Raw genomic sequence first — 12,707 nt, 5'->3', positions numbered from 1 at the left:
GAGGCTGTAGCGGAACCCGATACGAAATTGAGATTCCTCCGCTACTCGTCGCACAGGGCGATAACTAACGTAGAAACCGTCCCCTTTTGAGGCTGGTTCTATGAAACGCACCCTGACACTCTTTTTATTCAGCCTGCTGTCGCTGGCTACCGTGCCGGCACAGGCCGATATCATTGATGATGCTATCGGCAACATTCAGCAGGCGATCAACGATGCTTATAAGCCTGACAGCGATAGCGGGCGGGATTACGAGGATTCGCGCGACGACAGGTGGCAGAACGAAATGAGCGACGATCGCCGCAGACAATATGATGATCGCCGGCGTCAGTTTGAGGATCGCAGACGGCAGCTTGATGAACGTCAGCGCCAGCTCGATCGTGAACGCCGCCAACTGGAAGATGAAGAAAGCCGAATGGAAGAGGATTACGGGCGTTAATCGACCATAATCTGCATCCCGTCATAGCCTGCTTCAAATCCGTCCGGGAGCGGGTTATCCATCAGCCAGACATCGAACGCGTGGCTGATATGCGTGAGGATGACCTGCGGGCAGCGAATCACTTCATTAAGCGCAATGACCGTATTTAAATCACAGTGATTGCGCGGCGGTTGGGGACGTGGCGGATGGCTACAGTCGATGACGATAACTTGTGGCTGATTGTTGAGCAGAAAGGTGAGCGTTTTATCGGGCAGTCCGGCGGTGTCAGACAGCCATGCCACGCGGCTGTGCGCTGTCTCCAGAAGATAACCCAACGTCAGCTTTGAGTGATTCAGCGGTAGCGGTGTGACCTGCAATCCTTGTAACTCAAACACCACAAACGGCTCGACGGTGTGGCTAAAGTCGAGAATGCCGGGATGCTTAAACAGATCGTCGCACCCCTGTTCGTCCGGCGGGCCGTACACCGGGATGGACGCCCCGACGCCCCAGCGTAGCGGAAACAATCCCTGTACGTGATCCATATGATAATGGGTGAGTAAAAACTGTCGAAAGCTGCCCGCCGGCCAGTCGTCCATCAGGTGCGGTATGCCCGCATCCAGCAGCGTCACCGTATCGTTGAATTTGACCACGCCGCTACACGGGCGTCGGCGATACGGTTCCTGCAGGCGTGCGCGGCGACAGGCTGCACAATCGCAGCCAAACGCGGGTACCCCTTGCGCACCGCCGGTGCCGCTTAGCGTGATGCTCAGACTCATCGTGATTCCCCTTGTCGTATCGTGCCGGATGGCGACGCGACGTACCTCACAATGCTTTTGTGAAGCGAAAATGACTTTGTTCGTAGCCTTCGCGCCGATAAAAACGGTGGGCGTCATGACGCTTCACGCTGGTGGACAGCTCTGTCATCTCTGCGCCTGCCTCGCGGGCTTCCTGTTCTGCCCATGCCAGTAACTGGCTACCGATTTTCAGACCCCGTGCCTGCGGCATCACCACCAGTTCCTGAATCTCGCCAATCCAGTTGGCGTGGTGTAAATGATACTGCAGATGCAGGCCAATGAGTCCAACCGCCTGGCCCTCAAGCAGCGCCAACTGATAACGCAGTCGGTCATCCTGCAAATTGGCGGTGAATCCGGCGCAAAAGGTCGGGTAATCAAACTGGGCTTGCTTCAGTTCGCAGATGAGCGCGTACACGGCCCCGGCGTCTTGTCCGGTGGCGCGACGAAGTTCACAGGCAGACATGGCGTGGCTTCTTGCGTCCCATTAACGTTAACAGCGAATCGACGGACTGGTGCAAACTGCCGTCGTTATTGAGCGTATGGCAGCCAAACGGAGCGTAGCGGGCGGCGCGTTCGAGACGCGCGGCGATCTCGGGTTCGCTTTCCCTCCCGCGCGCCTGTAAGCGCTGGCGCAAAATCGTAGGGGAGACCTGCAAGCAGACCGGCAGCAGCGCCGTGCCGTAGCGCGCCTGCGCCTGGGGTAGATGCGCGCGTGAGCCGTTGACCACCACGTCGAAGCCGCCGTTAAGCCAGAGATCGATCTCCACGCCGACGCCATAATAAAAGCCGTTAGCATGCCAGCTTAGCGCCAGCAGGTTATGCCCGGCGCGGGTGAAAAACTCTTGCTCGCTCAGGGCGACATGATTTTCGTTCCCGGCATTCGCCGCGCGAGTGATATAACGGTGCGCCACCAGGAGTTGCGCATATTCTTGCTGACGGAGTGCGGTCAGCAAACTGTCCTTCCCGGAGCCGGACGGCCCCATCAGCCAGATCAGTTTTCCCATACTCAGAACACCCTCTTTCCCTGGCGCCAGACGTGGTCGATGTGGATGTGATCGCCTTTACGGTGCGCCAGTACCAGATCGGCGCGCTTACCTTCGGCGATCACGCCGCGATCGCGGAGACTGAGCGCCCGCGCCGGGTTGGCGGTCACCAGGCGGATCGCCTGCGGCAGGGTGAAACGGTTAGCCGCGTCGTCTGCGACGCGAAACGCGGCATCCAGCAGGCTGGCGGGGTAGTAATCTGACGAGAGGATATCCAGCAACCCCAATTCTGCCAGCGTGTGCGCCGCGACGTTGCCGGAATGAGAGCCACCGCGCACAATGTTCGGTGCGCCCATCAGTACGTTCATGCCGTGCAGGCGCGAGGCTTCTGCGGCTTCGAACGTGGTGGGAAATTCGGCGATCACGCTGCCAAGCTGGTGGGATTCCTGCACATGCCCGGAGGTGGCGTCATCATGGCTTGCCAGTGCAATGTTGCGCTCGCGGCACAGTTGCGCGATGGCAGTCCGGTTGGGCTGCGACCAGCGAGCCGCCAGGGCCAGTTGTTCCTCTTCGTAACGCGTCATCTGTTCATCGGTCAGCGAATATTTACCCTGATAATATTCACGATACTTCTCGCGGTTGGCGAACTGACGCTGGCCCGGCGAGTGATCCATCAGCGAAACCAGCGTGACCGGTTCGCGGCTGATCAGCTTCTCGAACAGCGGCAGCGTGGCGTGGTGCGGCAGTTCGCAGCGCAGATGCAGGCGATGCTCGGCGCGGTTCACCCCACGCTTTTGCGTCTCCTCTACGGCGTTAATCATTTTCTCCAGGTTTTCCAGACGATCGCCGCCGTCGCGGACATCGCCAATCGCCACCGCGTCCAGCACGGTGGTGATACCGCTGGCGACCATCAGCGCGTCGTGGCTGCTCATTGCGGAATGGGCGGGCCAGTCCACTTTCGGCCGTGGGGTAAAGAATTTGTCGAGATTATCGGTGTGCAACTCAATCAGCCCCGGTAGCAGCCAGCCGCCTTCTCCGTCCAGCGCTTGCGGAAGACGGCTCTGACTTTGCGCAAACGCGCGAATCACGCCATCCTGCATTTCCAGCGATCCCTGCACCACTTCATCTTCCAGCACCAGCTTTACATTATTGATAATCATGGTGTTGTTCCCATCAGGTGCAAACGATCCGCTACGCGGTCGCGCACAGTTTGATCGTGAAAAATGCCGACAATGGCCGCACCCCGCGCTTTCGCCTCTTCAATCAGCGCCACCACGGCGGCACTGTTTCTGGCATCCAACGACGCGGTCGGTTCGTCGAGTAACAGAATCGGATAATCGACGATAAATCCGCGCGCGATGTTCACGCGCTGTTGTTCACCGCCGGAAAAGGTTGATGGGGCGAGGTGCCACAAGCGTTCCGGCACGTTCAGACGGGTCAACAGGCTTGCGGCTTTGGCGGCGCACGCCTCGCGCGGTACGCCGAGATCCAGCAGCGGCTGCATTACCACATCCAGCGCGGAGATCCGTGGGATCACCCGCAGAAACTGGCTCACCCAACCTATCGTGGCGCGGCGGACTTCCCGCACTTTGCGCGCCGGAGCGTGCACCAGATCCACCCATTCGTTGTGATGGCGAATGTGAATATGCCCCTCATCGGGCAGATAATTGGCATACAGCGAACGCAGCAGCGTCGATTTTCCGCTGCCGGAATGGCCATGTAGAACGACACATTCACCGTTTTTGACTTCCAGCGAGGCATTTTGCAGCACCGGCAGGCGCACGCCGTTTTGCTGGTGGAGCACAAAGGTTTTACTGACGTTTTCAACGCGGATCGCGTTCATTTTTAGCCTCTTTAAGCATTGGTGCATTCGATTGCCGGATAAGGCGCAGCCGCCATCCGGCAAAACAAAAAATCAGTTCTGCAATACGGACGACACCAGCAACTGGGTATACGGATGATGTGGATCGTCGAGCACGCGGTCGGTTAATCCACTTTCCACCACCTGACCCTGTTTCATCACCAGCAGACGGTCTGCCAACAGGCGCGCCACGCCTAAATCGTGAGTGACAATCACCACCGCCAGATCCAGTTCCACCACCAGCCCGCGCAGCAGATCCAACAGTTTCGCCTGGACAGAGACGTCGAGACCGCCGGTCGGCTCATCCATAAATACCAGCTTCGGGTGAGTGACGAGGTTGCGGGCGATCTGCAGACGCTGCTGCATGCCGCCGGAAAAGGTGGTCGGTAGATCGTCGATACGAGAGGCCGGAATTTCGACCTCCTCCAGCCAGCGCTGGGCGGTGGCGCGGATCTCGCCATAGTGGCGTGCGCCGGTCGCCATCAGGCGTTCGCCGATATTACCGCCCGCCGAGACCTGACGACGCAGGCCATCCAACGGGTGCTGATGTACCACGCCCCATTCAGTGCGCAACAGGCGGCGGCGGTCGGCTTCGCTCATGGCGTACAGTGAACGGTTCTGGTACTGAATCTCGCCCGACTGCGGCGTCAGGCGCGAGGAGAGGGATTTCAGCAGGGTGGTTTTGCCGGAACCGGACTCCCCGACAATGCCCAGCACTTCGCCAGGCCACAGGTCAAAGGAGACCTCGCTGAAGCCTTTGCCCGGCGCGTAGAGATGGGTCAGGTTATTAACCGAAAGCAACGGTTGCGTCATTGGCTGAGTGCCTCGCTCTGTTGGCGGCAGTAGTCGGTGTCGGAGCAGACAAACATGCGTTTGCCGGTGTCATCGAGCACCACTTCATCAAGATAACTGCGCGTTGAACCGCAGATGGCGCAGGGCTCATCCCAGGTCTGTACGGTGAACGGATGATCGTCGAAATCGAGACTTTCCACGCGGGTATACGGCGGTACGGCATAGATGCGTTTTTCGCGTCCCGCGCCAAACAACTGAAGGGCGGGCATCATGTCCATCTTCGGGTTGTCGAATTTCGGGATCGGCGACGGGTCCATCACATAGCGTCCGTTGACTTTCACTGGGTAGGCGTAAGTGGTGGCGATATGGCCGAAGCGGGCGATATCTTCATACAGCTTCACCTGCATGATCCCGTACTCCTCCAGCGCATGCATAGTGCGGGTTTCCGTTTCGCGAGGTTCGATAAAACGCAGCGGTTCAGGGATCGGCACCTGGAAGATCAGGATCTGATCTTCCGTCAGCGGCGTTTCCGGGATCCGGTGACGGGTCTGGATTAACGTGGCGTCTTCCGTGCGCTCGGTGGTATTGACTCCGGTGACGCGTTTGAAGAAGTTGCGGATCGATACCGCGTTGGTGGTGTCATCTGCGCCCTGATCGATAACCTTCAGCACGTCCGGTTCACCAATCACGCTGGCGGTAATCTGGATCCCACCGGTTCCCCAGCCGTAAGGCATCGGCATTTCGCGGCCACCGAATGGCACCTGATAGCCGGGGATCGCCACCGCTTTGAGGATCGCGCGACGGATCATGCGTTTGGTTTGCTCATCCAGATAAGCAAAGTTGTAGCCGAAGAGGTTAGTGGTCACGGGCGGCCTCCTGTTGCAGGCGTTTGAGCAGTTCCAGCTCGGCCTGGAAATCGACGTAGTGGGGGAGCTTGAGGTGCGAAACAAAACCCGCCGCCTCGACGTTATCCGCGTGCGCCAGCACGAACTCTTCGTCCTGCGCCGGTCCTGTGACCGTTTCATCGTAGTCGGGTGCCTGTAGGGCTCTGTCCACCAGCGCCATTGCCATCGCTTTGCGTTCGCTCATGCCGAACACCAGTCCGTAGCCGCGGGTAAAGTGAGGCGCATCGTTGTCCGGGGCGACAAAGCCGTTGACCATTTCACATTCGGTCATCAGCACTTCGCCGACGTTGACCGCAAATCCCAGCTCTTCCGGTACCGTTTCCAGCGCAACGTACCCACTACGGATTTCGGCTGCGAAGGGGTGATTGCGCCCGTAGCCGCGTTGGGTGGAGTAGGCCAGCGCCAGCAGATAGCCCTCATCGCCGCGCATCAGCTGTTGCAGGCGTGATGCACGGGAGCAGGGGTAAACCGGCGGCGTGCGGGTGATGTCATCCGGCGTGGCGCCGTTATCTTCTTCGGGCTTCGCCAGCCCTTGATTCGCCAGCAGCGAAAAGACGTGCGGGGCGGCGTCCTGTGTACTTTCTGTAGTCCGCAGCGGCGGCGTTTCGCCATTCGCCAGCAGCGTAAAATCGAGCAGACGATGGGTGTAGTCGTAGGTTGGTCCTAACAGCTGTCCGCCCGGAATATCCTTATAGACTGCTGAGATACGGCGTTCCAGGCGCATTTCCCCACTGTTCAGCGGTTCGCTTACCGCCAGCTTTGCCAGCGTGGTGCGGTAAGCACGCAGCAGAAAGATGGCTTCGACGTTATCGCCGCTGGCCTGCTTGAGCGCCAGCGCCGCCAGTTCGCGATCGGCAATACCGCCTTCGGTCATGACGCGATCAACAGCCAGATTCATCTGTTGTTCGATCTGCGCCACGCTCAGTTCGGCAACGGTATCGTCGCCCCGGCGTCGCTGCTCCTGTAACGCATGGGCGTTGGCTATCGCCTTCTCGCCCCCTTTGACGGCTACGTACATCAGCACACCTCCACATGGGTGGTTCTCGGGATAGCCAGCAGCCGTTCGCCGCAGGTGAGGATGAGGTCAACGCCCAGCGGGAACGGATGCGGACGTTCGGTGAGTTCGTGGATCAGGCAGTCTGGTAACTGTGGTGCGATCATTCGCTCTTCGGCGATACCAGCCCCGGTCAGGCGTAACATCCGCCCACCGCTCAGACTGGAAACCTGCACGATGAGCGTGGCGCTGTTTTCTGGCGCGACCGCAGAACCGGCAGAAAGCGCATTAAGCTGTTCGCTGCTGATGCGCTCGTCGGCTACGGCATAGGCCGCCAGTTGGGGTTGTTCGACCATCGGAGCATTGGTGTGAAAACGCAGGTTCTGGCTGGCGATGTCGTTATTCATCGCAGGCGACAGCCACACCGGCGTATCGCCGTCGACTAACGTCAGCAGGACGCTGGTGGTCGCCAGATTCAACGGCTGCCAGCCGTGTTTCAATTGATGTAAGGCAACAATCACCCCCGGTTCGCTCATCGCTTTCAGCAGACGGCGAAAGCTTTGTTGGGCGTCCTGGACGGGCAGGGTAAAGGCGGTCTGTAGGGTCATTCGTTATCTCCGCGCACCAGCGTAAAGAAGTCGACCCGGCTGGCGTTGACCTCGGCGCGACGGGCGGTGATTTCCGCATCGCGTTCTGCTTCCAGCGGGCGAATTAAGGTTTCCATCAGGTTCTGGAAATGTGTCTGTTCCTGCAGTAAAGCGTCGATAACGGCGCACTGCTCGGCGTGGCGTTTGTTGCGTCCCAGCAGGTAGCTGTAACCCAGCGTGCCGCTTTTCAGGCGAACCACCGCGCGGGTCAGCGTGGTGTCTCCGGCAAAGAAACGGTTGCCGGTGCCGCCCATGCGCGCCTGAATTTGCATCAGTCCGCATTCCGGGGGGCGAATCAGTTCATATTCCGGTGCCAGCTTTAACGCCTGGAGTCGCGCATTCAGGGCATCGGCCTTGCTGTAAGCCAGCGCGCGCATCCAGCGCTGGCGGGTGGCGGTATCGAAATGCATTCAGTGCTCCATAGTGAATTCGATCATGTCGGCGCGGGTCAGGCTGACGGAATACTCCATCGCACGTTCCTCGCCTTCACGGTGGTTCAGGGTGCGCACGCAGAGCAGCGGCGCCATGTTGGGGATTTCCAGCACCTTGCTCTCTTTCGCCTGCGCACGCCGGGCGCTGATGCGCGTCTGGGTGCGCTTGAGCGTCAGGCCGGACTGTTCGCGCAAATAGTCGTGCAGCGAGCCGTGGTTAAAACCCTGCAGCAGCGGCCAGAGGGTCAGGTCGGAAAAGTAATGGTCAATCAGACACAGGGCGATGCCGTTTACCCGCCGCAAGGTGCGCAAGTGGATGACGTTATCGCCTTCCTGCACGCTGAGCGCATCGGCAACGTGACGGGAGGCCGGGCGCAGTACCGCCAGCCGTTTTTCGCTGGTGGGATGACTTCCCTGATCCAACAGGTTCTGACTGAAGCGTGCCTGGGCGTTAAGCGGATAATCGAACGGGCGCATCAGCACCAGTACGCCGACGCCCTGACGACGCTGGACCCAGCCGCGTTCCACCAACTGGTCGATGGCGCGGCGCAGGGTGTGGCGATTAACCTCATAACGCGCGGCAAGCTGATGCTCGGCGGGCAGATAATCGCCGCAGCGGTAATGTTGACGTAGCTCCTGCTCAAGTCTCGCGGCAATCTCCTGATAACGCGTCGGATAACTGGTCGGATGTGTAGACAAGTGCATAGCAATCAATGCCTCGCTAATCAGATAAAGTGCTTACGTAAACGCTGGGAGAGAAAATCCAGCAGGCTGACGGTCACAATGATTAACACCATCAGGGCGCAGGTTTGCTGGAACTGGAAACCGCGAATTGCCTCCCACAACGTGACGCCAATGCCGCCTGCGCCCACCATCCCGACGACAGTTGCTGAACGGACGTTGGATTCAAAGCGGTACAGCGAGTAGGAGATCAGCAGCGGCATCACCTGGGGCAGTACACCGTAAAGAATTTCTTCAATTTTGTTAGCGCCAGTGGCGCGAATGCCTTCAACCGGACCGGGTTCAATGGCTTCCACCGCTTCGGACAGCAGCTTGGAGAGCACGCCGGTGGTATGGATAAACAGCGCCATGACGCCCGCAAACGGACCGAGGCCGACAGCGACCACAAATAGCATCGCAAACACCATTTCGTTAATGGCGCGGCAGGCATCCATCAGACGGCGCATCGGCTGGTAGATCCACCAGGGCACGAGGTTGTCGGCGCACATCAGGCCGAAAGGAATGGAGAGGATCACGGCCAGCGCGGTTCCCCAGACGGCGATTTGCAGGGTCACCGCCATTTCGCCGAGGTAGTCCTGCCACTGGCTAAAGTCCGGCGGAAAGAAGTCGGCGGCAAACGTCGCCATGTTGGCGGAATCCTGAATCAGCGTGAGCGGGGCCATTTCGGCGCCTTTCCACGACACGACCAGCACGGCGAGCAGAATGGCCCAACTGACGAGCGAGAACCAACTGCGCTTTGGCGGGGCAACGGTGATGGTTTGCATGTTTAGCTCCGTGCGTACGTTATTGGCGGAAGGCGGCTCCACCTTATCCGGCCTACGTTTGTAGGCCCGGTAAGCGAAGCGCCAGCGGGCGTCAGGTTTACTGCACCGCTTTGGTGACGCTGGTCATGGCGCTCAGCGCCGCAGTCAGACGGTCAAGATCGTCCAGTTGCGCTTTAATCGCAGACGATTTGCTGGTCTTCTCTTCAGCGTTCAGTCCTTTGTTGTCCTTCACGCCCTGCATCTCTTTAAACAGGGCGAGCTGGCGAATCGGCACCAGTTGCAGGTCGCTGGAGGCGCGGAACGGCGCCCAACCCAGGCGTTCCAGTACGGTTTTTTCTTCCGGCGTTTTGCCGTAGTTCATGAAGAAGTCGTACACCTTGTCCTTGGTGGCTTCAGAGAGGTTCTTACGCCAGACAATCGGATCGCCTGGGATCAGCGGCGACTTCCAGATAACCTTCAGCGCTTTCAGCTTGTCCGGCGCGGACGTTTTCAGCTTATCGAGGTTCTCGGTGTTGTTGGTGGCGACATCCACCTGCTTGTTGGCGACCGCAAGGGCGTTAGTTTCATGACCGGCGTTGACGGTGCGTTTGAAGTCGCTGGCGGCGATATTGTTTTTCGCGAAGACGTAATAGCCAGGGACGAGATAGCCGGAGGTAGAGTTAGGATCGCCATTACCAAAGGTGAGATCTTTGCGTTTGGCGATCAGATCGTCGAGGTTGTTGATCGGGCTGTCCTTGTTGACGATCAGCACGCTCCAGTAACCCGGCGATCCATCGGCGGCGACGGTCTGGGCAAAGACCTGGCCGTTGGCGCGATCCACGGCTTCCATTGCTGACAGGTTACCGTACCAGGCGATGTCGACTTTATTAAAGCGCATACCCTGGATGATCCCGGCGTAGTCCGGCGCGAAGAAAGCGTTCACTTTCACGCCCAGTTTCTTCTCCATATCCTTCAGGAACGGGTCCCATTGGGGTTTCAGGTTTTGCTGTGATTCGGTCGAAATAATGCCAAAGTTCAGCGCTTTTTCCTGCTCTTCGGCAAAGGCGGGACTGAGCAGAGTACTGACGCTGAACATGCTGGTAAACGCCAGCGCGGCAACGGCCTTGTAATTCATGTTTTATCCTCACGTTGTTCCAGGCTATTTCACTTGCCAGCCTGAGTTCGGGCAGTGCTCAACATCCTCACGTACTATGTGTACGCTCCGTTTTTCCGCGCTGGCCGCCTCCAGTCTGTCTGCGCCAATAACGCCTGGTCTTTTTGAATTAAGCAGCCTGCGCGTTCTGTTCGACGCGGTTCATGCTGCGGTAGAGATGGTCAAATCTTTCGTTATCAAAGAGCTGGCTGCTGCCGTCGTAGAAAACGTGTCCCTGACGCAACGCGACAATCCGTTCGCAGTAGCGCAGGGCGTAATCCACCTGATGCAGCGTGACGACGACGGTAATACCGTCGGTCTGGTTGATGTCGCGCAGGGTGTCCATCACGATGCGCGCGGATTCCGGGTCCAGTGAGGCAATCGGCTCGTCGGCGAGGATCACTTTGGCCTGCTGCATCAGCGCCCGGGCAATGGCCACGCGCTGCTGCTGACCGCCGGAGAGCGTAGAGACGCGCTGGTACGCAAAGTGCGCCATCCCGACGCGGGTCAGTGCCTGGAGCGCGCGCTGTTTCTGCGCTGCGCTAAACCAGCTAAAACAGGTGCGCCAGAACGGCGTGCTGCCGAGCGCGCCAATCAGCACGTTCTCCAGCACTGTCAGGCGATTCACCAGATTGAACTGTTGGAAGATGTAACCGGTATGCGTGCGGCTTTTGCGGATATCGCGCGCCAGTCGACCTTCGTGTTGAACGGTGCGACGAAGGAGTTCGACGCGGCTACCTGCTGATTTATCGCCGGTAATCAAACCGCTCAGATGACGTAAAAGGGTGGATTTGCCGGAACCCGACGGCCCCAGCAGAGCGACCATTTCACCGGCACAGATGTTCAGATCAACCGCATGCAGCGCCTGATGCTGATTGAACGTTTTGGAGAGTTTTTCGACGCGAATGATCGTTTCCATGATGCGGCCTCTCTAAAAAAAGTGGCCCTATCGTGGCGGATCAATATGACGTTTGGGTTAAGGGGACGTTACCTGCCGATGAAGAGTTAAGGTGAGTTTGATGACAGAACGGGAGGCATGCCTCCCGTGAGGTTACTCGGTTGGCTGGGGTTGTTTGACGACGTTGATCATCCACGGTACGCCGTAGCGATCGCTGACTTTGCCAAAGCCATGCGCCCAGAAGGTTTCCTGCCAGTCCATTTCGATTTGACCCTCTGCGGCGAGATTGTCAAACCATTGCTTCCCTTCGTTGACATTTTGCGTGTCGAGGACCAGCGTGAAACCTGAATAGTGAGCGTTTCCTGTGGGAATGCTATCGCTCATCATGATGTCGCTATTGGCAATGCGCACGTTGGCATGAGCGATAGCGGTATCGGGGAATGTCATTCCGGACGGGCATCCGTCTTCGCTGTCCTGCGCCGGTTTGGGCATTTCACCGAAGCTGATTTTATAAAGGAGTTCTGCACCCAGCGTCTTTTGATAGTACGCGATGGCGTCGGCACAGTTTCCGGCAAAAGAGATGTAGGGACTTAACGACATAATCTTTACCTCAGGTAAGAGAAGCCAGTTAAGTGTAGTTATCGCAGGCCCGGTAAGCGAAGCGCCACCGGGCAATTTACATCAGTTCTTTTTCACGAATTCTGATTTCAGCTTCATCGGACCAAAGCCATCAATTTTGCAATCGATGTTGTGGTCGCCTTCCACCAGACGAATGTTTTTTACTTTCGTGCCGATTTTCAGCATTGAAGAGCTGCCTTTGACTTTCAGATCTTTCACGACGGTGACGCTGTCGCCGTCAGCCAGCAGATTGCCGTTGGCATCTTTAACGATCAGTTCGTCGCTGTCATGCGCTGGTTCTGCATCGTTCCATTCATGGGCGCATTCCGGGCAGATGTACATGCCGTTATCTTCGTAAGTGTATTCGGAGTTGCATTGTGGGCAGTGGGGTAATGACATGTCGATTTCCTCAAAAGTCAGCAAGGGCAAAAGCGCCCAAAAATGGCAGATTGCCGAAAAAGGACGCAATTATACACAAAATCCTTAACGTTGTCGGGACTACTCTGTTTTTAAGGTAAATACCGTACTGTGACCTAACCTGTCTGCCAGACAGAAAAAAAGCGCTATTATTTTTAAGGGAAATTGCTACCGTTTGTTATTTGAGATAAGGTGACGAGAAATATTCTAACTAATTGGCTGAGCGAGTTTTACTTAGGGTTCGTTTACCTCACCTTGCCCCTTATTTCTGGTAGGTAAAATTAACCAAAATTGGCCTGGGTTTTTATAAATCTG

17 protein-coding genes are annotated in these 12,707 nt (G+C 57.7%); 1 reads left to right on the top strand and 16 read right to left on the bottom strand.

Features of this window, described 5'->3' with window-relative positions; all coding sequences use genetic code 11:
* Window positions 1-100: 100 nt before the first annotated feature.
* Window positions 101-436 carry a DDRRRQL repeat protein YjdP gene (gene yjdP / locus HVX64_RS21010; protein WP_042999071.1) on the top strand — a complete coding sequence of 112 codons (336 nt, stop codon included), beginning with the start codon at window positions 101-103 and terminating at the stop codon, window positions 434-436.
* On the opposite strand, the gene phnP is transcribed toward yjdP, so the two are convergent.
* The 16 genes from phnP to HVX64_RS20930 form a co-directional block, all read right to left on the bottom strand.
* Complete coding sequence (phnP, locus tag HVX64_RS21005; protein WP_044257343.1) at window positions 433-1,191, bottom strand: phosphonate metabolism protein PhnP; 759 nt, start codon at window positions 1,189-1,191, stop codon at window positions 433-435. The genes yjdP and phnP overlap by 4 nt on opposite strands.
* A gap of 46 nt (window positions 1,192-1,237) precedes the next feature.
* Window positions 1,238-1,672, bottom strand: coding sequence for an aminoalkylphosphonate N-acetyltransferase (gene phnO / locus HVX64_RS21000; protein ID WP_044257341.1), 435 nt, complete (start codon window positions 1,670-1,672; stop codon window positions 1,238-1,240).
* Window positions 1,659-2,213, bottom strand: coding sequence for a ribose 1,5-bisphosphokinase (gene phnN, locus HVX64_RS20995; RefSeq protein WP_044257339.1), 555 nt, complete (start codon window positions 2,211-2,213; stop codon window positions 1,659-1,661). Before phnN ends, phnO begins: the two co-directional genes overlap by 14 nt.
* Before the next feature lie 2 nt (window positions 2,214-2,215).
* A complete protein-coding gene (gene phnM, locus HVX64_RS20990; RefSeq protein WP_044257337.1) occupies window positions 2,216-3,352 on the bottom strand; it encodes an alpha-D-ribose 1-methylphosphonate 5-triphosphate diphosphatase in 1,137 nt (378 codons plus the stop codon).
* Window positions 3,349-4,035 carry a phosphonate C-P lyase system protein PhnL gene (phnL, locus tag HVX64_RS20985; protein WP_044257335.1) on the bottom strand — a complete coding sequence of 229 codons (687 nt, stop codon included), beginning with the start codon at window positions 4,033-4,035 and terminating at the stop codon, window positions 3,349-3,351. The genes phnM and phnL overlap by 4 nt, the downstream gene beginning before the upstream one ends.
* 72 nt (window positions 4,036-4,107) lie before the next feature.
* A complete protein-coding gene (gene phnK, locus HVX64_RS20980; RefSeq protein ID WP_044257334.1) occupies window positions 4,108-4,866 on the bottom strand; it encodes a phosphonate C-P lyase system protein PhnK in 759 nt (252 codons plus the stop codon).
* Window positions 4,863-5,654: an alpha-D-ribose 1-methylphosphonate 5-phosphate C-P-lyase PhnJ gene (gene phnJ / locus HVX64_RS20975; protein WP_231622300.1), complete on the bottom strand. Its 792-nt coding sequence runs from the start codon at window positions 5,652-5,654 to the stop codon at window positions 4,863-4,865. Before phnJ ends, phnK begins: the two co-directional genes overlap by 4 nt.
* A 46-nt stretch (window positions 5,655-5,700) precedes the next feature.
* A complete protein-coding gene (locus tag HVX64_RS20970) occupies window positions 5,701-6,768 on the bottom strand; it encodes a carbon-phosphorus lyase complex subunit PhnI (protein ID WP_044257330.1) in 1,068 nt (355 codons plus the stop codon).
* A complete protein-coding gene (gene phnH / locus HVX64_RS20965; RefSeq protein ID WP_042999080.1) occupies window positions 6,768-7,352 on the bottom strand; it encodes a phosphonate C-P lyase system protein PhnH in 585 nt (194 codons plus the stop codon). The genes HVX64_RS20970 and phnH overlap by 1 nt, the downstream gene beginning before the upstream one ends.
* Entirely contained in the window at window positions 7,349-7,801 is a 453-nt protein-coding gene (gene phnG, locus HVX64_RS20960) for a phosphonate C-P lyase system protein PhnG (protein WP_044257329.1), read from the bottom strand. Before phnG ends, phnH begins: the two co-directional genes overlap by 4 nt.
* Window positions 7,802-8,527 (bottom strand): phosphonate metabolism transcriptional regulator PhnF, encoded by a 726-nt coding sequence (phnF, locus tag HVX64_RS20955; RefSeq protein WP_044257327.1) that lies wholly within the window; start codon window positions 8,525-8,527, stop codon window positions 7,802-7,804.
* A gap of 20 nt (window positions 8,528-8,547) precedes the next feature.
* Window positions 8,548-9,327 carry a phosphonate ABC transporter, permease protein PhnE gene (phnE, locus tag HVX64_RS20950; protein ID WP_042999083.1) on the bottom strand — a complete coding sequence of 260 codons (780 nt, stop codon included), beginning with the start codon at window positions 9,325-9,327 and terminating at the stop codon, window positions 8,548-8,550.
* A 97-nt stretch (window positions 9,328-9,424) separates the two neighbouring features.
* Window positions 9,425-10,441: a phosphonate ABC transporter substrate-binding protein gene (phnD, locus tag HVX64_RS20945; RefSeq protein WP_042999084.1), complete on the bottom strand. Its 1,017-nt coding sequence runs from the start codon at window positions 10,439-10,441 to the stop codon at window positions 9,425-9,427.
* A gap of 148 nt (window positions 10,442-10,589) precedes the next feature.
* Window positions 10,590-11,378, bottom strand: coding sequence for a phosphonate ABC transporter ATP-binding protein (gene phnC, locus HVX64_RS20940; RefSeq protein WP_044257324.1), 789 nt, complete (start codon window positions 11,376-11,378; stop codon window positions 10,590-10,592).
* A gap of 132 nt (window positions 11,379-11,510) precedes the next feature.
* The gene (yjdN, locus tag HVX64_RS20935; protein WP_044257322.1) at window positions 11,511-11,957 is read right to left on the bottom strand and encodes a VOC family metalloprotein YjdN; all 447 of its coding nucleotides are present in this window, start codon (window positions 11,955-11,957) and stop codon (window positions 11,511-11,513) included.
* 81 nt (window positions 11,958-12,038) lie between these two features.
* Window positions 12,039-12,374 carry a zinc ribbon domain-containing protein YjdM gene (locus HVX64_RS20930; RefSeq protein ID WP_042999087.1) on the bottom strand — a complete coding sequence of 112 codons (336 nt, stop codon included), beginning with the start codon at window positions 12,372-12,374 and terminating at the stop codon, window positions 12,039-12,041.
* Between the last annotated feature and the right edge of the window lie 333 nt (window positions 12,375-12,707).

The sequence above is a fragment of the Citrobacter sp. RHB20-C16 genome (assembly GCF_013890155.1).
Classification (GTDB): Bacteria; Pseudomonadota; Gammaproteobacteria; order Enterobacterales; family Enterobacteriaceae; genus Citrobacter_A; species Citrobacter_A amalonaticus.
The sequence above is the reverse complement of the archived record's forward strand: the minus strand, read 5'-3'. Positions and strand labels throughout refer to the sequence as shown.